Source organism: Xanthomonas prunicola, from assembly GCF_002846205.1.
In the GTDB taxonomy this organism is placed as follows: domain Bacteria; phylum Pseudomonadota; class Gammaproteobacteria; order Xanthomonadales; family Xanthomonadaceae; genus Xanthomonas; species Xanthomonas prunicola.
This window is the reverse complement of sequence record NZ_PHKV01000002.1, coordinates 118,797-137,522: the sequence shown is the minus strand read 5'-3', so window position 1 is coordinate 137,522 and position 18,726 is coordinate 118,797. Positions and strand designations below refer to the sequence as shown.

Annotated in this window: 12 protein-coding genes and 1 pseudogene; 7 read left to right on the top strand and 6 right to left on the bottom strand. The window is 64.5% G+C overall.

Annotated features, from left to right (window positions below; all coding sequences use genetic code 11):
* Nucleotides 1-5 precede the first annotated feature (5 nt).
* From XpruCFBP8353_RS07145 to XpruCFBP8353_RS07130, 4 genes are all read left to right on the top strand, one after another.
* Complete coding sequence (locus XpruCFBP8353_RS07145) at nt 6-578, top strand: TetR/AcrR family transcriptional regulator (protein WP_101362621.1); 573 nt, start codon at nt 6-8, stop codon at nt 576-578.
* Nucleotides 575-1,612 carry an Lnb N-terminal periplasmic domain-containing protein gene (locus XpruCFBP8353_RS07140; protein ID WP_101362620.1) on the top strand — a complete coding sequence of 346 codons (1,038 nt, stop codon included), beginning with the start codon at nt 575-577 and terminating at the stop codon, nt 1,610-1,612. Before XpruCFBP8353_RS07145 ends, XpruCFBP8353_RS07140 begins: the two co-directional genes overlap by 4 nt.
* A gap of 8 nt (nt 1,613-1,620) precedes the next feature.
* Complete coding sequence (locus XpruCFBP8353_RS07135) at nt 1,621-3,636, top strand: esterase/lipase family protein (protein ID WP_407071305.1); 2,016 nt, start codon at nt 1,621-1,623, stop codon at nt 3,634-3,636.
* Nucleotides 3,637-3,824: 188 nt separating this feature from the next.
* Nucleotides 3,825-5,027: an OmpA family protein gene (locus tag XpruCFBP8353_RS07130; RefSeq protein WP_101362618.1), complete on the top strand. Its 1,203-nt coding sequence runs from the start codon at nt 3,825-3,827 to the stop codon at nt 5,025-5,027.
* A gap of 145 nt (nt 5,028-5,172) precedes the next feature.
* Here XpruCFBP8353_RS07130 and XpruCFBP8353_RS07125 read toward each other — a convergent pair.
* Nucleotides 5,173-5,523, bottom strand: a pseudogene (locus tag XpruCFBP8353_RS07125) (hypothetical protein).
* On the opposite strand from XpruCFBP8353_RS07125, the gene XpruCFBP8353_RS07120 reads away from it, so the two are divergent.
* Entirely contained in the window at nt 5,522-8,293 is a 2,772-nt protein-coding gene (locus XpruCFBP8353_RS07120) for a TonB-dependent receptor (protein WP_101362617.1), read from the top strand. The pseudogene XpruCFBP8353_RS07125 and the gene XpruCFBP8353_RS07120 overlap by 2 nt on opposite strands.
* A complete protein-coding gene (locus XpruCFBP8353_RS07115; RefSeq protein WP_101362616.1) occupies nt 8,283-9,881 on the top strand; it encodes a histidine-type phosphatase in 1,599 nt (532 codons plus the stop codon). Before XpruCFBP8353_RS07120 ends, XpruCFBP8353_RS07115 begins: the two co-directional genes overlap by 11 nt.
* Before the next feature lie 452 nt (nt 9,882-10,333).
* Here XpruCFBP8353_RS07115 and metK read toward each other — a convergent pair whose 3' ends face one another.
* Nucleotides 10,334-11,545 (bottom strand): methionine adenosyltransferase, encoded by a 1,212-nt coding sequence (gene metK / locus XpruCFBP8353_RS07110; protein WP_005910819.1) that lies wholly within the window; start codon nt 11,543-11,545, stop codon nt 10,334-10,336.
* 252 nt (nt 11,546-11,797) lie between these two features.
* On the opposite strand from metK, the gene XpruCFBP8353_RS07105 reads away from it, so the two are divergent.
* Nucleotides 11,798-12,898 carry a metal-dependent hydrolase gene (locus XpruCFBP8353_RS07105; RefSeq protein ID WP_101362615.1) on the top strand — a complete coding sequence of 367 codons (1,101 nt, stop codon included), beginning with the start codon at nt 11,798-11,800 and terminating at the stop codon, nt 12,896-12,898.
* Here the strand turns inward: XpruCFBP8353_RS07105 and XpruCFBP8353_RS07100 are convergent.
* From XpruCFBP8353_RS07100 to XpruCFBP8353_RS07085, 4 genes are all read right to left on the bottom strand, one after another.
* On the bottom strand, nt 12,892-13,719 hold the full coding sequence (locus XpruCFBP8353_RS07100; protein ID WP_101362614.1) for a methyltransferase domain-containing protein: 828 nt from the start codon (nt 13,717-13,719) through the stop codon (nt 12,892-12,894). The two genes, XpruCFBP8353_RS07105 and XpruCFBP8353_RS07100, sit on opposite strands and share 7 nt — an antisense overlap.
* A 27-nt stretch (nt 13,720-13,746) precedes the next feature.
* Complete coding sequence (gene dusB, locus XpruCFBP8353_RS07095) at nt 13,747-14,745, bottom strand: tRNA dihydrouridine synthase DusB (protein WP_101363065.1); 999 nt, start codon at nt 14,743-14,745, stop codon at nt 13,747-13,749.
* 89 nt (nt 14,746-14,834) lie between these two features.
* Nucleotides 14,835-17,180 carry a glycoside hydrolase family 98 domain-containing protein gene (locus tag XpruCFBP8353_RS07090; RefSeq protein ID WP_101362613.1) on the bottom strand — a complete coding sequence of 782 codons (2,346 nt, stop codon included), beginning with the start codon at nt 17,178-17,180 and terminating at the stop codon, nt 14,835-14,837.
* Between the two features lie 530 nt (nt 17,181-17,710).
* Complete coding sequence (locus XpruCFBP8353_RS07085) at nt 17,711-18,661, bottom strand: ribokinase (protein ID WP_101362612.1); 951 nt, start codon at nt 18,659-18,661, stop codon at nt 17,711-17,713.
* Between the last annotated feature and the right edge of the window lie 65 nt (nt 18,662-18,726).

Below are 18,726 nucleotides of genomic sequence, written 5' to 3'. Positions count from 1 at the left end.
CCGGCATGACGACTTCCCGCCCCGATGCCGCGCTGCGCCGCCGGCAAATTCTCGATGCCGCCGACGAAGTGTTCAGCGAACACGGCGTCAATGCTCCGCTGGAATTGGTGGTGGAGCGCGCCGGTCTTGGCCGCGCCACCCTGTACCGCAATTTTCCCGACCGGATCGCGTTGATGACGGCGTTGATGGCGCGTGGCCTGGATGGGCTGGAGCGCATGGCCGCCGACTTGGCCGACCGCCCGGATGGTTTGGCGGTGCTGCTGCACGACGTCGCCGAGCACATCGCACAGTCCGCGCCGCTGGTGGATTTCTGGCGCTCGATCGAACGCGCGCACCCGGCAGTGGACGCAGCGGATCGGCGTGCGGTCAGTATCTTTCTGCCGTTCGTCCATCGCGCCCGCGATGCCGGACTGTGCCGGGCCGATGTCGACGAAGAGCAAGTGCTGCTGGTGATCGACATGCTCGGCAGTTGCCTGCGCGGCAGCAACGAGGCCGAGCGCAAGCGGCTTGCGCATCGCTCGGCCGATCTGCTGATGCATGCGCTGGGCATGCAGGTGCCCGAAGGCGGCACGCGATGACACCGGCCACACGCGCCCGCATCGGTCGCTGGGCTCTACGGGTTGCGCTGGTGCTGGCCGCAGCATGGGGTGGTCTGGCGATCTATTACGCACTTACCGGTAACGCACTAGTGCGCGCCGGATGGGTGACGTCGTGGTGCGCGATGGCATTGGCAGCGCTATGGGGCTTGCGCCGTGGTCGCGAGAACTGGGCGTTGGTCGGCATCTTCAGTGCGGCGTTCGTGGTGCTGGCGCTGTCGTGGTGGATGATGCAGCCCAGCCAGGACCGCGACTGGGCCGACGATGTCGCCCAGCGTCTGCGACCGCAGGTGCAGGGCAACATCGTCACCCTGCACAACGTGCGCAATTTCGATTGGCATAGCGAAACCGACTACGTGCCGCACTGGAAAACACGCCAATACGATCTGGATCGCCTGGTCAGCGCGGATCTTGCGCTGTCGTACTGGATGGGCCCGGCGATCGCACACACGCTGGTGTCGTTCGGCTTCGACGACGGCTCGCACGTGGTGTTTTCGCTGGAAATCCGCAAGGAACGTGGCGAATCGTTCTCGGCGTTGGGTGGGTTTTTCCGCAGTTTCGAAGAAACGCTGGTGGCCGCCGACGAGCGGGACATCCTGCGCGTGCGCACCAACGTGCGCGGCGAGGACATGTACCTGTATCGCCTGGCGATACCCAAGGCCGGGTTGCGCCGCATGTTTATGGGGTATGTGGAGCTAGCCAACGAGCTCGATCGCAAGCCAGCGTTCTACAACACGCTCACCAGCAACTGCACCACCATTGTGTTCGCGCTGGTGCGGCAATTGCAGCCCACACTGCCGCTGGATCATCGGCTGCTGCTGTCCGGCTATGCCGACGAATACGCCTACGACCATCACGGCCTGATGCCCGGTTACGACTTCGCCACCTTGAAGCAGCGCGGGCATTTCACCGCGCGTGCGATCGCCGCCGACAAGGCCGCGGACTTTTCCGCGCGCATTCGTGCCGGCATGCCATTGGCGCCGGCGCCAGGCGCAACAGCGACTGCACCGCGATGATGCCGTGCATGCGTGGTCGCCGCGTCGCGGCACTCCTGGCGGGACTGCTGGCAAGTCTGTGGTTGAGTGGCTGCGCCATGGTGACAGTGCAATCGCGCAACAGCGGCGACTTCATCGCCCAGACGCGTGGCGATGTGCTGAGCACCGGTGAATTGAGTCAGTCCGGCAGCGAGACCTTGCAGGTTGCCGGCCTGCAGCCCAAGGCCTGCCGTGTCGATCCGCTGCCGTGCCTGCAGCAGCTCACCGGTGAGGCCGGTATCGGCGATGAGCGCCGCTTGGCCACGCAGGCAGAACTATGGACTGCGCGCGCCATCGTACTGGGTGGACGCAATCCCACCACGATGAGCGATGCGGCGGTGGAGGCCTGGTTGGAAGCAGCACGGCATGCATATGCGTACCTGTTTTTTACGGCGCGCGCGCCCAGTGCGCGTGCGTTCGAAAACCGCCAGACCCAGGTGCGCGATTACTACAACTACGCCGTGCAGCAGGTGGTAGAGCGCCTGTTCGCACGCTCGCAGCAAGCCGGCGAAACCACCCCAGGGCCTGCCACGGTCGGTCGCTGGCAGCTCGACATCGATCTGTCCGCCTATCGGCTGCCAGGGGACGGCAATACGCCGCGTGCCATCTTTGCCGCCTCGGCCCTGCGCTTCAATGGCTTGCGCAGTACGTATCGTCGCGATGGATTTGGCGCCGAGCTGGTCGCCGAAGTCGACCCGCAATTGGTGGGCGACCCTGCCGGCCTCGCATTAGAACAGGCCGCAGCGGCGGGCGCTCCACCCGATCGCCCGTTACCCACGTTCAGTGAAATGCCGTACGCACCGGCGACCGTGTTGCTGCGCTTTCAGGGCGACACGCTCGCTGAGGTGTTGCGCAGCCACCTGGTCACCTTGGTGCCGTACGACCCGTATCGCCAGAACGAAGTGGTGCTGCATGGTCAGCGCGTGCCGCTGGCCGGCAACTTCACTGCCGCGTATGGATTGTGGCTGGCCAAATCCGGATTTGCGGAACAGTCGCTGCGGTCGATGCTGGGCAGCGCTCGCGGCATCGATCGCCCGCATCTGTATCTGATGCAGCCCTACGACCCCAACCGCCGCGTGCTGTTGATGCTGCACGGTCTGGCCAGCAGCCCGGAAGCCTGGGTCAATGTGGCCAACGAAGTGATGGGCGATGAAACGCTGCGTCAGCGCTATCAGATCTGGCAGGTGTATTACCCGACCAATGCGCCGATGGCGATCAATCGTGCAGAAATTCAGGCGCTGGTGGAACGCAGCCTGCAGCACTTCGACCCATCCGGCAGTGCCATCGCTTCGCACGACATGGTCTTGATCGGACACAGCATGGGCGGAGTCATCGGGCGGCTGCTGGTGTCGTCCTCTGGCGAACAGCTGTGGAATGCGTTGTTGGAAAATTACCGACTCGAGGGCGAGCGCGGTGCACGCGTGCGCGCCACATTGTGGCCATTGCTGCATTTTTCGCCGATGCCGCAAATCGACCGTGCCATCTTCATCGCCGCGCCGCATCGCGGCACGCCCTTGGCCGAGGGCGGGCTGGGGCGGTTCGTCGGTAAGTTGGTACGTCTGCCGGGCGCATTGCTGGATCGCTTCGGCGATGTGATGCAGGACCTGGCCAACAGCGAGCGCGACGATTTGGGCGGCTCTCCTCGCCGCAAGGAACGCGCGCTTGTGCCCACCAGCATCGACAACCTGCGCGACACCGATCCGTTCGTGCGCGCCACGATGGATCTGCCGATTTCTTCAACTGTGCAGTACCACACCATCATCGGGCGCGAAAGACCGCAGGTGCCGCTCGCCGATTCCGACGATGGTCTGGTGCCGTATCGCAGCGCGCATCTGGATGGTGCAGCATCGGAACTGGTGGTGACCTCCTGGCATAGCGTGCAGGAAACGCCGCAGGCCATTCTGGAGATTCGTCGCATCCTGCATGTGCAGTTGCAGGCCGAGGCCGGCGACGTACCCGCGCAGGTGCAAGCACCGGGGGCAGCAGCGTCACCTGCGAAGTTGTGAGCTCGCAATAGGCGGGCGGTGTTGATGTCCAAGGGCGGGCCGCTATCTCCATTCGTGCAGCGTGGCCAGAGACGGCGTGACTGCCAGCACCGGAGCACTCGGCAAGCGGATAGTGGCCCTTAGCGCCTTTTTGACCGCGCTCGTGTTATTAGGCGGATCTGACGATAGGCTCGAACAGGGAAGAGACGATGCGCAAGCTGTCGGTGATGTTGTGGGTGCCAGTGTTGTTGGCCGGTTGTGGGCGCGGTGAAGCGCAGAAGGACGCCACCGATGCTGCCAGTGCAACACTCCCAGCACCTGTGCAGTCTGCGGGCACGTCGAATGCTGCAGCGGGCGCCAACGAAGCCGTACCGGAATTTCCGGCCATCCCGACGATCGTGGTGCCCGACATCGTCGGCGTGACCCCGGCGCAGCGCGCGTTGGAGGCATCGCTGCAGGATATTCTCGACCCGATCGAAGGCGTCAGCGTCGCCCCGGCACGTTGCGGCGATGGCGGTACCTTGATCACCGATGCCGGCATCACCAGCGTCGATGCCAACGGCAATTTATTGCGCAATGGCGATGGCGGCCTGTTCAATCTCAAGGCCGACGGCAGCGGCACTGCCAACTTCGAAGGTGGGTTGGTCAACGTCAACGCCGACGGCAGCGGCACCATCAATGCGACCGGCGAGGGCGGGAAAGGCGGGGCGCTCATCGATGTGCAGTCCAATGGTGGCGGTACCTACAACGGCCCGGCCGGCCTGATCAGCCTGGATGGCAAGGGCGCCGGTACCTGGAACAGCGCCAAGAGCGGGCTTGTCGACAATCGTGGCGACGGCAGCGGTACCTGGAACGGGCCGCGTGGCCTGATCACCATCAACGCAGACGGCTCGGGTACCTGGAATGGTCCGGATGGCCTGGTGCAAAACCACGGTGACGGCACCGGCACGGTGGGTACGCCGCCGCGCGAAGTGCGCATGCCGCCGCTAGCGAAAGTGCCGCCGGCCGGCCGCTTCCCACCGCTGCAGAAGTTCGCACCGCCCGGCGCACCTTGCGGCTATCTGATCACCTTGAACGACCGCATCCTGTTTGACTTCGATAAGTCCGACATCCGCCCCGATGCGGCGCGCGTGATCGACATCCTGGGTGCCGCGCTGGCCAAGGTCAGTGCAAAAGACATGCAGGTGCGTGGACACACCGATGCCAAGGGCAGCGACGACTACAACCAGGCGCTCTCCGAGCGCCGCGCCAATGCCGTGCTGGCGGCGTTGCGCGCCCGCGGTGCCGCGCAGTCGGCCAATGCGAAAGGCTATGGCGAATCGCAGCCGGTTGCGCCCAATACCGTCAACGGCCAGGACAATCCAGGCGGACGGCAGCTCAATCGACGGGTGGAAATCTTCCTGCGCACCTGACGCAGGCGTGGCGAGCGGGGAGCGCGCTTGAGCCGCGCGCGCATTGGTGTGGGCTGCCCTGCGTGCAACCGTGATGCGCGTCGATCGCATGCTGGCTGGGTCGCCAACAGGCTGCCGGCCCCAGCTCGCCGTTCGCGCGCAACCGTCAGGTGATTGAAATGCGTGTCTGCGCCAACATCAGGGCCCGTGCAACGCGTCGCTGGCGTGCATGCCCTGATGTCGGAGGATGTGTGCGCCAGGCAAGCAGCGCAGACCTTCGACAATTTTCGCCTCCATACGCCAACGACTGTGCCGAATTGCGCATGCGTTGCGTGCATTTGTCATGTTCGCCAGCACGGTCACCAAACTGAAATACCGCATCACCACCATGCGCGGCGCCTGCTTGCAGGTGTGATGCAGTTCCGCCTCCGCTGGCTGCTTGGCTTCCCCACATTCGCGGCGGCGCAGCCTTGGCGCGTATCCATGGCGCGCTGCTGCATTCATCGGATTCGATCATGGTCGTTCGTCGTTCGCTGTTGCGTCCTTCGCGGTTGTCGCAGGCGCTGTGTTTGTCGTTGTGCACACTGTGCGGCCATGCCGCGGCACAGGCCACCCAAGCCACGACGCCCGCGCAGGGCGACATGGCCACGCTGGACAAGGTCACTGTCGCTGCCACGCGCTATAACGCGACCGACATGCAGATGGCCGCCACCAATACCGTCAACGTGTTGTCGGCCGACGATCTCAAGACCACCGCCGTGCACAACGTAGCCGAAGCGCTGGGCTTGATGCCGGGCGTCAACGTGATCAATACCGGGCAGTCGTATTTCGGCGGCATCGACGGCGCCGCGCGCGGCGAAGGTATGTTTTCATCGGTGCGCGGCCTCAATGCCGAATACAACGTCAACCTGATCAACGGCATCAATGTCGCGCAGGGCATGCCGTACAGCCGCGGTGTGCAATTGAGCCTGCTGCCGCCTTCGGGCCTGCAGACCATCGTGTTGAACAAGACCTCTACCGCCGACATGGACGGCGATGCGATCGGCGGCACCATCGATTACCGCACGCCCAGTGCATTCGATTCGCCCGATCGCCAGGGTGGCAGCGTGACGTTGAGTGGACGCCTGGAAAGCCGTGCGCGCGACTACGGTGATTCTGGTCTGGGCAGTGGCGCAGCCGGCGATTGGCATGCGCGTTTCGGCGATGCCGGGCAGTTCGGCGTGTCGGTGAGTGCGTATTACGACGAGCGCCATTTCGTGAACAGCGAAGTGGCCTCTGCCTCGGCTGCACGCAACGATGGCGCATGGAAATTCGCACGGGCCGATGCCAGCGGCAATCTGGCGGCCGGCGCCGACCCGCAAGAGGTCTTGCAGAGCACCGGCGTGAATATCGGTTACTCGCAGGGCGACACGCGCCGCTACGGCGGCAATGCGGCCTTCGATTGGCGTGTGGATCCCAGCCTGCATCTGTATGCACGCATGACCTACGCCTTCGCCAAGACCGAGCAGAACACCGGCTACACGCAGTTCGTGCCGGCCAATGTCAGCTTCACCCAGATCGGCAGCAGCGGCGTGTATCAGCCGCAGATCAATCGGGTTGCGGTGCGTTACTGGTACGAAACCAATCCCGAGCAGGCCGATCTGGCCACCGTGCAGTTCGGTGCAGAAAAGCAGCTCGGCCACTGGACGTTCGCGCCGAACATCTTCTACGGCACCGGCAATAACGATCGCCCGGATCACGTGGAAATCTCCGCGCGCAACGACCAGTACAGTTCGACCAACTTCGCCTACGGCGCCAACCGCTTCATCAGCTACGACGGCGACGGTTTCCCGATCCCATTGCTCACCCCGGCCATGCAGGCGCAGGCCTCGGACGTGGGCAGCCTGTATGCGCGGCGCACCGGGCAGATTTCCAAGCAATACAGCGGTCAGGACAAGGGCGGCGGCAAGTTCGATGTGGCATATGACTTCGATGCGGGACTGCTCAGCCGCATTGCCTTTGGCGTGAAGTATGTCGACAGCTCGCGCAGCTTCACCGATCGCGATTGGACCAATGCCAAGTACACCAACGGCACCTTGTTGCGCGATACCGGCCTGATCGCGCAGCGCTACGATGCGGTATATCCAGGCCAATACGCGTTTCCCACCGTGCGCCTGAGCAATGCAGCCCTCAACGACCTGATCGCACGCACGCTCACGCCCGCCAGTTTCGACAGTTGCGGCCAGTTGGCGACCAACAACCTCAACTGCAACACCATGCGCGCGACCGAAGCGGTGAGCGCTGCCTACGCGATGGCCACCTTGCGCACCGGCAACTGGGAAATCCTGCCGGGCGTGCGCTTCGAACATACCGCCATCACCAACACGTTCTGGGCACAGCCGGCCGCCATCAACGGTGCCGAGCAGGTCGGCGCGTTCGCCAATAACCACACGCGCTACAACGTCGCCTTGCCCAGCGTGTTCGTCAATTACCGGCCCGATGGCGATGGCGCGGTGTATCGCGGCTCGGTGTGGACCAGCTACACGCGCCCGGCGTTCGTGCAACTGGGCGGCGGCCGCTCCACCGACATCTCCAGCGATGGCCAGACCACCATCACTGAAGGCAACCCGGATCTGAAACCGATCAAGTCGCTCAACGTGGACCTGTCGGGCGAATGGCAGAACGACAGCGGCGGCCACGCCATGTTGGCAGGCTATTACAAGCGCCTCACCGATTACATCTACGAGAGCGGTTCGAACGCCGCCAATGCCGGCGAAAGCGAAAGCGGCAACATCCGTTTCGTCCGTCCGCAAAACGGCGGCGACGGCCGCGTGCTGGGCATGGAAGCGGCCGTGCGGCAAACCTTCCAGGGCCTGCCCGCACCGCTGGACGGCTTCGGCATCGGTGCCAACCTCACCCGCCAGACCACACGCGTGGATCTGGGAGAAGAGGGCTTCTCGCACGAACGTATCCAGAACGCACCGAACCTGCTCGCCAATGCGGAGCTGTTCTACGAAAAGGGGCCGTGGTCGGTCAACCTGAGCTATCACTACTCCGGCGAATACGTGTCGGTGTACGACTATCTCAACAAGGGCGCAAATTGGGACAACCTGTGGATCAAGCCGATCACCCGCGTGGACCTGCATCTGGGCTATGCACCGAACGAGCACCTGCGTGTGGATCTGTCGGTGGCCAACCTCACCAAACAGCACAGCTATTGGGCACATGTGGGCCACGAGACCGATGCGATTTCCGACATCGTCGATTCCGGCATGACCAGCCTGTTGACCGCAAAATATGTGTTCTGATCGCGCGAAACTCGCATGCGACGACCCGACAGGCGCACAGCAAGATGCAAACGGCATGACGGACGCGCAACACCGGGCAGGGTCCGCCGGTGATTGCCACGGAACCGGGCAGGGGGCACCGCGACGCGCGCTGTGGGCCGGCGGTGGGGCGCCGCGCTTGGCCGACCGCGCTGTAGGTAGCGTAGGTGCCGCGATGGGGATCGCGGCACCTACGCGGCAGGCAAGGCGCAGGCACTGCGTCGGCACTGCGCCGAGGTCCAGCACGCCCCGTGGCATGCTGGTGGCAACCGGCAGCATGTGGTGCCTGGTCTTGGCGGCTGGGTTGGCGTTGGGCGGCTGCGCCGCTTCGATTCCAAGCGCCTCCACAGCGCGCGGTGGCGATCAATCGACCGGCACCGCCGGCGACCAGGTGGGTACCGGCGCGCCGGCATCCGCGCAGACCGCGCAACTGGAGCGCGTGGTGGTGGTGTTCCGGCATGGCGTGCGCGCACCACTGCAAGGCGAGGCCGCCGCCGCGCACTATGCCGACCAACCCTGGCCGCAGTGGTCCACGCCTGCCAGCCTTCTCACCCCGCATGGTCGCAAAGGCGTGCGCTTGAGCGGCGAGTATCTGCGCCAATGGTTGGTGCAGCACGCGCTGTTGCCGAGCAGTGGATGCCCCGCAAACGGCAGCATGTCGGTGTGGGCCAATACCGATCAACGCACCATCGATAGTGGCGCGTTGCTGGCCGATGCGCTCGCACCCGGCTGCGGCGTCGTCGCCGGGCATCGGGAGGCTGGCAGCAACGATCCGCTGTTCCGACCGATCGAAGCCGGCACGGTGCCGTTCGATGCGGCCGCAGCGGTCGCATCGATCCGGCAACAGACCGGTGGCCCTGCCGCCTTGCTGCAAGGCCATGCCGCCGAGCTGCAGGCACTGCAGCAGATTCTGGGCTGCACGCAGACGCCCTGCGATTTCGCGCAGATGCCTTCCACGCTGGCGCCGTCGGCCAATGGGCGCGGCCTTGCATTAGGCGGCCCGATTGATCTGACGTCCGGCACCGGCGAGGTGTTGCTGCTGCAATACGCAGAAGGCCTGCCGCTCTCGCAGGTCGGTTGGGGCCGCGCCACGCCCGAGCGCCTGGCCCAGGTCTCCCGCTTGCACGCCTTGCTGTTCGACATTTACGCACGGCCGCACTACATGGCCTCGCGTTCGGGTGCACCGCTGGCGCGCGAGGTCTTGCAACGTTTCGGTGACGCGCAGGCGCCGAAGATCTCGTTGTTCGTCGGCAGCGACACCCATATCGCCGCATTGAGTGGCCTGCTGGGTGTGCATTTCCATCTGCCTGGCTACGGCGCCGACGATCCGCCACCGGGTGGCGCGTTGCTGCTAGGCCTGTGGCGCCAACCCGACGGAACGCGGGTGGTGCGTGCCCGCTATCTGGCGCAATCACTGGATCAGCTACGCACCCTGGCACTGCTGGATCTGGCCCACCCGCCGTTGCAGCAGCAGTTGGCGCTGGGTCTGTGCGCTCCGACGCAACGGATGGCCTGCCCATTGCCTGAATTTGCCAAGGCGCTTGAACAGCAGTTGCTGCTCGATCGGTGATAGCGCGCTTGTGATCGCGCGTGTTGGAGCCCTGTGAGGGACTTTGCCCTTACTTAAATCAGGGACGTGCTGCTTCCTTCTCCCCTCGAGATGTTGCCCTCCTTCATGGGGAGAAGGTGCCGCCCAGGGGCGGATGAGGGTGTGCCGCAAGAGTCCCTGGTTTCGGCAATGACCAACCCGTCGCCACGCGCCTTCGACGGTGACGCACCACTGCCTCGCCCATACCCTCGCCCCCTCTTCCGCGTGGAGCGTGGCTTTATCCGCGACGCCGGCAAGCGCGCGGCCAATGAGCGAAACAATCCCGGCGCTCTGGCTATCCAGCGGCAGACAGCTGGATCAGGCAACTGCAACAGCATCGACTGCATCCTGCCGACACACTCCCAAAACGCAACTGGGCCGCATCAGCGGCCCAGTCATCACGCATCTCGCTTGCTCCGGCAGGAGCAGCGTGATTATTTCAGCTTGGCGGCCGCACGCAGTGCGTCGGCGCGGTCGGTCTTTTCCCACGAGAAGGAGGTCGCGCTGTGCTGCGCGCCGGTACCGTCGGTGTAGGTGAAGTCCTTCGGCTTGCGGCCGAAGTGGCCGTAAGACGCGGTCTGCTGATACATCGGATGGATCAGGTCGAGCATCTGGATGATGCCGAACGGGCGCAGGTCGAAATGCTTGCGGATCAGCTTTTCGATCTGCTCGTCGGCGATCTTGCCGGTGCCGAAGGTGGTGACCGAAATCGAGGTCGGCTCGGCCACGCCGATGGCGTAGGAGACCTGCACTTCGCAACGGTCGGCCAGGCCCGCAGCCACCACGTTCTTGGCCACGTAACGCGCAGCGTAGGCTGCCGAACGGTCGACCTTGGACGGATCCTTGCCCGAGAACGCGCCGCCGCCGTGACGGGCCCAGCCGCCGTAGGTGTCGACGATGATCTTGCGACCGGTCAGGCCGCAGTCGCCCACCGGGCCGCCGATCACGAACTTGCCGGTCGGGTTGATGTGGAACTTGGTGCCCTTGTGCAGCCACTTGGCGGGCAGCACCGGCTTGAGGATTTCCTCGCGCACCGCTTCGATCAGATCTTTCTGCTTCACGCCCGGATCGTGCTGGGTCGACAGCACCACCGCATCGATCGCCGTCGCCACGCCGTCTTCATAGCGCAGGGTGACCTGCGACTTGGCGTCCGGACGCAGCCAGGACAGCGCCGAGTTCTTCTTCTTGCGGATCTTGGCCTGCTGCTCGACCAGACGGTGCGAGAGGTGGATGGCCGCCGGCATGAAGCTGTCGGTTTCGTTGGTGGCATAGCCGAACATCAGGCCCTGATCGCCAGCACCCTGCTGCTCGGGATTCTTGCGGTCCACGCCCTGGTTGATGTCGGGCGACTGCTTGCCGATCAGGTTGAGCACGCCACAGGTCTCGCCGTCGAAGCCGACGTCGGAGCTGTTGTAGCCGATGTCCAGGATGACCTTGCGGGTCAACGCTTCCAGGTCGATCCAGGCACTGGTGGTCACTTCGCCGGCCACGATCGCAACGCCCGTCTTGACCATCGTCTCGCATGCCACGCGGGCGCGCTTGTCCTGGGCCAGGATGGCGTCCAGCACTGCGTCGGAGATCTGGTCGGCGATCTTGTCCGGATGGCCTTCGGAGACCGATTCGGAGGTGAACAGGTAGCTGGACATCAGGCTTATATCCCTTTATTCGGATGAAAAGATGGGTGCGGATGATACACGCACCGTGTTTCGGTTGCATTGTGCGCCTGAATGGATCGCTTTGGGGTTAAGCCGGTGTCGGTGCCTACCGGCCGGACGCACGGCCCCCCGCCCCACGCATCGGCGCGAGGATTAACTGCCCGGTGACGGACGGGTGCCGACCGGCCAACTGCCGCGCCCGACACGCCTACCCGTGCATGTCCGGCCTGCTAGCATCGGCCGATGGATTCATTGACCCAGATCGTTCTTGGCGGCGCCATCGCTGCCGCCATCGCGCCGCCCGGGCAGCGGCGTGCCGCCTTGTTGGCCGGCGCGGCGTTGGGCACCTTGCCCGACCTCGACGCATTGGCGCTGTTGCCGCTGACCGACGACCCGGTGACGCTGATGACGGCGCATCGTAGCGTCAGCCACTCGTTGTTCGTGCTGCCGCTGGTGGGCTGGTTGATCTGGTGGCTGTTCCGCAGCTACGGCAACGGACGGGTGGCCGCTGCGCCCACGCGCTGGTTCTGGGCGATCCAACTGGCTCTGATCACGCACCCGCTGCTGGATGCATTCACCGTCTATGGCACCCAGCTGTGGTGGCCGCTGCATCCGCATCCGACGATGTGGTCGAGCGTCTTCATCATCGATCCGGCGTACACCCTGTGGCTCTTGCTGGCCTGCGTGGTGGCATGGTTTGCGCGCGCGCGCCCGTTTGCGCGGCACGTGCTGGTGATCGGGCTGGTGGCGAGTACCGCGTATCTGGGCTGGTCGTTGATCGCCAAGCAGCTGGTGGACCGCGAAGCCGATCGCGCGCTGGCGGCGATGGGCCTGGCCGATGCGCCGCGGTTCTCGGTGCCGATGCCGCTCAACACGTTGCTGTGGCGCGTGGTGGCGATGACGCCCAGCGGCTATGTCATCGGCGAGCGTTCACTGGTGGCAGATACCGGTCCGATGCACTTTCGCGGGTTTTCCAGCAATACCCAGGCCTTGGGCGAGGTGGCCGCGTTCGACTCGGTGCGCCGGCTGACCTGGTTCAATCGCGGCTTCATGCGGGCGCGCCTGGTCGATGACGACCTGATGCTGAGCGACCTGCGCATGGGCCTGGAACCGGACTACAACTTCAACTTTGTGGTTGCCCATCGCGACAACGGCCAGTGGCAGCCGATCGTGCCGCGGCAGGTGCAGGCGGCGTACCGCGCGCCGGTGGCACGCGATCAGATCGGTGCGGTGCTGGCGCAGATGTGGCAGCGCATCTGGCATGAGCCCCGCAGTACCGTGCTGACCGGCGACCTGGAACACGCCAGCGCTCCGGCCGCCGCGCCCGCATCGGCAACTCAATAGACCGTGGCGCGCGCCTGCACGAACGAATAGAAGAACACCGCGTTCGGGTCGCTGTGCACCTGCGCCAGCTCGCGGCGCATGCCATCCACGGTGGCTGCGTCGACCGCGCCGGCTTGCAGCAATTGTTCGGCCGCCGATAGCAGCACTTCTTCCCAGAAGCCGATCATGGTCTTGCGCCGGCCCGGCTCGCGGTTGTCCAGATGCAGCGTCTTGATCTCGGTCTGCACGTCACGGAAACCGCCCGCCAGCAGCAGGTTACCCAACTTGGCACCGACGAACGGGTCGCCACCCTGGTCATGCTGGAAATCGTTGAACGCCATCCAGTAGCGCCACAGATTGGGCGAGTACGGATGCAGCAAGAACGAGGCATTCATCACCTCGGTCACGTAGACCGGCGAGCCGGGCAGCAGCACGCGCCGCACTTCGTTGAGCACGCGCGCAGGCGAGGGCACGTGTTCAAGCACCCAGCACAGAAATGCCGCATCGAACTGACGCGCCTCGAACGGTAGGTCGCTCGCATCGGCCTGTTGCAGGCTGTAACGCTCGCGGCACCACGCCAGCCGTTCGAGATTTGCCCGCGCCGCACCCAGCTGTGCCTCGCTCAAGTCCACACCGGTGACATGCAACTCGGGAAAACGGCGCAGCAGGATTTCAGTCTGCGCGCCGACGCCACTGCCCACTTCCAGCAGGCGCCGTGCGCCGCTGTAATCGATCTGATTGAACAACGTGGCTTCCAGCAAGCGCGCCTGTTTGAGCAGACGCGCCTGTTCGGTCGCTGAAAATCCGTGCAGATAGGTTGGGGTGTCGCTCGGTGTGCTCATGCATGCGGCTCCAGCAAGCAGAAAAACTCAGGCAGCGTCCGACAAGGCGGGCGGCACGCCGGCGATCAAGGCATCGAAGTAATCGCGCGTCAGGGCCAGTTGCGCTTCCGGTGTTTCGGCACGATTGACCACCGCACGGAAGTCGGTGCTTTGCGGGTGGTCCTTGGCATACCAACCCAAATGCTTGCGCGCGATGCGTACGCCCTGCGGTTGGCCGTAGAACGCGTGCAGCGCTTCCAGGTGGCTGAGCAAGGTGTCGCGTACGAACGCCAGCGACGGCGGCGGCAATACCTCGCCGGTGGCGAGGAAATGCGCCACTTCGCCGAAGATCCACGGGCGCCCTTGCGCGGCGCGGCCGATCATCACTGCATCGGCGCCGGTGTCGCGCAGCACCTGCGCGGCTTTTTGCGGCGAATCGATGTCGCCATTGGCAACCACCGGAATCTGCAGCGCGGCCTTGATCTGCGCAATCGTCGCGTACTCGGCGCTACCGGTGTAATGCTGGTCGCGGGTGCGCCCGTGCACGGCGAGCGCGGCGATGCCGCAGTCCTGCGCGATGCGCGCAATCACCGGGCCGTTGCGGTGGTCGTAATCCCAACCGGTGCGAATCTTTAACGTCACCGGCACGTTCACCGCCTGCACCACCGCGGTGAGGATGCGTGCCACCAGGTCTTCATCGCGCATCAGCGCCGAGCCGGCCCAGGCATTGCACACTTTCTTGGCCGGGCAGCCCATGTTGATATCGATCAGTTGCGCACCGTGGTCGACGTTATAGCGCGCCGCCTCGGCCAGTTGTTGCGGCTCGGTGCCGGCGATCTGCACGCTGATCGGGTCCGGCTCGCCAGCATGATCCATGCGGTGCAGCGACTTGCGCGTGCCCCAGAAACGCGGGTCGGAGATGGTCATCTCCGACACGGCCAGCCCAGCACCCAGCCGCTTGCACAGCAGCCGGAACGGCTTGTCGGTGACACCCGCCATGGGGGCGAGGATCACCTTGGGGACAATGGAGTAGGGGCCAATCTGCATGGCCATAGTGTATCGGCAGGCGTCCTTGCCTGCCGTGTGTTGCCGCCTGCCGCCACCGCGGGCGGGCCGCTAGCGACGGTGCAGTGCCCTTATTGCGAGATGGCCAGATTATCCAGATAGAGCTTGGTCTGCGCGGCGGCGCGCGCGCGATACTCGACCACGTTGTTGCCGGCAGTCAGCGTTGCCGTCTGCGGGCTGCTGGCCCACTCGCTGGCCGAGCTGGTCTGCGTGAATGCCGGCGTCCCGACCCGCACACCGTTGACGTAGAGGTCGACGGTGCTAAGGCTCCCGCCGGGGGCGGAATAGCGAGTGCTCAACGTGTAGGTCCCAGTCGCGGGAACAGTGACGGTGGTCCGCAGGCGTGCGCCCGGGTTGCCCCCGAAGTCCACATATCCCATGCCCTGGTAATTGCGGACTGCGCCGTAGAGACCATTGGCGACCAGGCTGCCGATACTCAGGAAATCGAAGTTTTCGGCCTCGTACTGGCGGACGCCGGTGTAGGTTGCTGGTGCGGCCGGTGCCTGGATGTTGGCGGTCGGGAACGTACTCAGGCGCCCGGTGGCAGGGCCGGAACATTTCACGGTGATGTCCAGCGGGCCGTTGTGGGCGACGTTGAGTGTCAGCCCAGCGCTGCTGGGTGTGGCCGTGATCTTGCTGGCCTGGTGCTCGCCGCGATCGGAGAAGGTGTAAGTGGGGGGAGCACTTGCGCCGCTGATGGCGATCGTGTCGGTCTTGAGTGGGCCGGTTTCGGAATCGAAATTGGTCAGGTAGATCGACAGCGCGTCGGAGAATTCCTTGATGACGCCGGTGGTGTAAGGCCCGTAGGTCAGTTTGACGGATGCGCAGGTGTTGTACTTCAGATCCAGCGTGCCGCTTGCGCTCTGATTGGTCTTGTACGGGTTGTAGGTCACCCAGGTGTTGTCCTGACGCCCTGCGTAGATATCGCCGCTGTATTCCTGCGGAAACAGCGCGTTCAACTCCTGGGTCTTGGCCGCGATGCTGGGCCAACGCGTGGCGTATTCGCTGCGCTTGATCTGCACCGGAAACGATTTGGCCGCATCGTCCGTGAGTTGCCACACGGTCGGAATGGCCGGATAGCGGCCGCTCTTTTTGTACCAGCTGTGCTGGTTGAGATACGTCCCGTCGTCGTCCATCACATACAGGCCGGAGAACAACGTTTCCGGCGATGCATACAGTGTCTGGTCGCTGCCGCTGGTGGTGTCGTCGACCACCACCACCTTGGTCCGGTCGATCACCTGCTGGCGGCTGGGGATGCGCAAGGTGCCATCGATGATCTTGCGGTAGACATCCATGTGGATGTTCTTGAACTGCGGGAAAAATTCCCAGCGCCTGGTGCTGTAGCCATCGGCGGTCAGCCCATTGGGCAGGCTGTGCACGGTGTCGGCGGTGATCAACTCCGGGCCGTCGAAATAGGTTTCGCCGGTCAGCGTTAAGTGCTCGATCAAGTGCGGCGCACCTGCCTGCACCGGATAGCTGCTGCCATCGGCGGCGTACCAGCCGGTGCGGTCCGGGCGGATGCCGTAGTGGCCAGCGAAACCGGACAGGAACATGCCCAGGCTGAGGCTTTCGATATCGTGGAAGCCGTAATTGGCGGTGAACTTTTCTTCGATGATGAAGTTCTTGGAGTAACTTCCGAGCGCGCTGCGGAGCGCTTCGTTGCGTTTGACCATCGCCAGTGGATTGATGTTCGCGCCCCAGTAGCCGCCGGTGAAGCTCACCGCCAGGTAGCCGCCGTACTTGTTGGTGAGCTTGAGCAGGTTGGACCAATGCTCCCAGCGCTGCGCCGCCGACACCGAGCAGGGCTCATCGAATCCCCAGAACTGCTCGGCATAATTGAAACCGAGGAAGTTCGGATAGTCGCGGAAGAATTCGCCGTAGACGGTCGATTCCAGGTCGGTGCCGGCAGGGTAGTCGGGGAAGTGGCTGAAGCCGCCGCTAGAAGGCTGGATCATCGCCCAGACCCCGTTGGCGGCCGCCGTCTTGATCCACGAGCGCGCGGTTTCGATGCCGTTTTCCACTTGGATCCAGTTGCACTGATTCCCTGTGGCACCTTTGTGATTGATCGACAGCGAGATCAACAAAACCGAATACGGGCGTAGATCGGCGGGAATCAGGTCGATGATCTTCTGCGGGTCGGCAGCATTCCAGGTGTCGGCGGCGATGACGAACATCGGCTGGTCGGGCGAGAGAGTGCGGCGTAGTGACGGATCGGGACGCGTGTTCGCCGTTGTCGTGGCAGCCGGCGTGGTGGCGGACGTCATGGCGCGGGGAGCACTCACGGTGACCGTTGCCGCGGGCGATGGTGTCGCAGCGGCGCTGGTATCGGGGGCATCTTGGCCGCCACAGGAACTGAGCAGGCAGGAAAGTAAGACGCATGGAAGCAGCAGTTGCTTGCGCGAGCGACGCAGGATCATCGGTTGTTCCGTTGAGCTGGGAGGGGCAGGGCCAGGCGCACGCTGCACTGCCGACTGCTTGGCGTGGAGTGCGCCAGCTCGGCGATGCAGGCCGCATGTTGGCAAGCCGCGCCGCCAAAGGCGGCCTCGCATGACAACAGGCAATGGTCGTGGTGCGCCCGGTGGTGCGGCGATAGTAGTGAACCCGTGACAACGCGCTAGCGCGCGCAGCAGGTCAGCACGCTTTATGCAATGCGCTTTCGCTTTTCGAGCACAGAAAGCAGCGCTCGGTCACGCCTGGGCGCGATGGCGCATCAGGTGGCGTGCCGATAGCAGCAGAGCGTGCGCAGCGCTGCGAGAAGACGATGCGGTCATCGCAGTGTCACCTCGTCGAGCGCAATGCCGTGCGACGAGGTTGCCCGCTTGTTGCAGTCATCATGGAGCGCGAGACACGCGCATGCATTCTTCCAGGAGACCTGGGTGCACCGAGGTGGGTGCTGTATCGACGGCGTGCGCATGCGGCGCACGCCGAACCGCCATGAAACGCGGCGTCAGTCGTCCGCGCGCAGCCGCGGCATCGATACAGCCGCGCCTTCTACCTCGGTAGAGCGGGCCGCATAACGCGTGGCAAAGCGCACGTGGGTTGCGAAGCTTGCAGCCGGCAGCTGCGCCAGCGATGCCACCAGCGCGCCGTTGAAGGCATCGCCGGCACCGGTGGTGTCGATGGTCTGCGCGCTTTCCGCACCCACCCGATAATGCGCTTGGTTGTCGCCACGCAGTTGTTCTTCGGCGTGCGAAATAAAGGCGCCCACTGCGCCCAGGGTGACGACCACGCTACCGCCAGGCAACAACTTGCGGCACAGCGAGTGCAACGTATTGCCATCCAGCGCAGCGACATCGTCGGCGTTGATGCGTTCGCCGACATGGCGACCGAGCAGGGCGGCAAATTCGGTTTCGTTCGGGGTCAACACATCCGACAGTTTGAGCAGGCCGATCGAGGTCGGGGCATTGGCCGGTGCGGCATTGAGCACGGTCAGCACGCCGCATTCGTGCGCCAGCGCCAATGCCGACTCGATGGTCTCGGCTGGCGATTCCAGCTGCGCCAGCAGCACCTTCGCCGCAGCAATCAGCGGACGCTGATTGTCGATGAAGGCAGGGCTCAACACGGCGTTGGCGCCGGCACCGATCACGATGGTGTTACGGCCGTGCCCGTCGACATAGATGCCACCGGTGCCGGTGGGTTCATTGCTCGGCTCGGCGATCAGCGCAAAGCCATCCTGCGCGGCCAGCGAACGCGCCAGCGCACCGCCGGCGTCGTCGCCCAACGCGCACAAGAAATGTGTCTTGGCGCCAGCACGTGCGGCCGCAACTGCCTGATTGAAGCCCTTGCCGCCCGGGCCGGTGCTGTAGCGCCCGGCGATGGTGGCACCCGGCACTGGCAAGGCATCGCAGCGCCACACGTGATCGACATTGAATGACCCGACAACGACGACCGAACTCATAAATACCCTTGCCTTGAATGACTGACTTGAATGACTGGATGAAACGCGGCGTGCAGTGATTAGAC

What these genes read in the sequence shown, in the direction of transcription:
- XpruCFBP8353_RS07145 (WP_101362621.1), top strand. Translation starts at nt 6, where the DNA reads ATGACGACTTCCCGCCCCGATGCCGCGCTGCGCCGCCGGCAAATTCTC.
- XpruCFBP8353_RS07140 (WP_101362620.1), top strand. Translation starts at nt 575, where the DNA reads ATGACACCGGCCACACGCGCCCGCATCGGTCGCTGGGCTCTACGGGTT.
- XpruCFBP8353_RS07135 (WP_407071305.1), top strand. Translation starts at nt 1,621, where the DNA reads ATGCGTGGTCGCCGCGTCGCGGCACTCCTGGCGGGACTGCTGGCAAGT.
- XpruCFBP8353_RS07130 (WP_101362618.1), top strand. Translation starts at nt 3,825, where the DNA reads ATGCGCAAGCTGTCGGTGATGTTGTGGGTGCCAGTGTTGTTGGCCGGT.
- XpruCFBP8353_RS07120 (WP_101362617.1), top strand. Translation starts at nt 5,522, where the DNA reads ATGGTCGTTCGTCGTTCGCTGTTGCGTCCTTCGCGGTTGTCGCAGGCG.
- XpruCFBP8353_RS07115 (WP_101362616.1), top strand. Translation starts at nt 8,283, where the DNA reads ATGTGTTCTGATCGCGCGAAACTCGCATGCGACGACCCGACAGGCGCA.
- metK (WP_005910819.1), bottom strand. Translation starts at nt 11,545, where the DNA reads ATGTCCAGCTACCTGTTCACCTCCGAATCGGTCTCCGAAGGCCATCCG.
- XpruCFBP8353_RS07105 (WP_101362615.1), top strand. Translation starts at nt 11,798, where the DNA reads ATGGATTCATTGACCCAGATCGTTCTTGGCGGCGCCATCGCTGCCGCC.
- XpruCFBP8353_RS07100 (WP_101362614.1), bottom strand. Translation starts at nt 13,719, where the DNA reads ATGAGCACACCGAGCGACACCCCAACCTATCTGCACGGATTTTCAGCG.
- dusB (WP_101363065.1), bottom strand. Translation starts at nt 14,745, where the DNA reads ATGCAGATTGGCCCCTACTCCATTGTCCCCAAGGTGATCCTCGCCCCC.
- XpruCFBP8353_RS07090 (WP_101362613.1), bottom strand. Translation starts at nt 17,180, where the DNA reads ATGATCCTGCGTCGCTCGCGCAAGCAACTGCTGCTTCCATGCGTCTTA.
- XpruCFBP8353_RS07085 (WP_101362612.1), bottom strand. Translation starts at nt 18,661, where the DNA reads ATGAGTTCGGTCGTCGTTGTCGGGTCATTCAATGTCGATCACGTGTGG.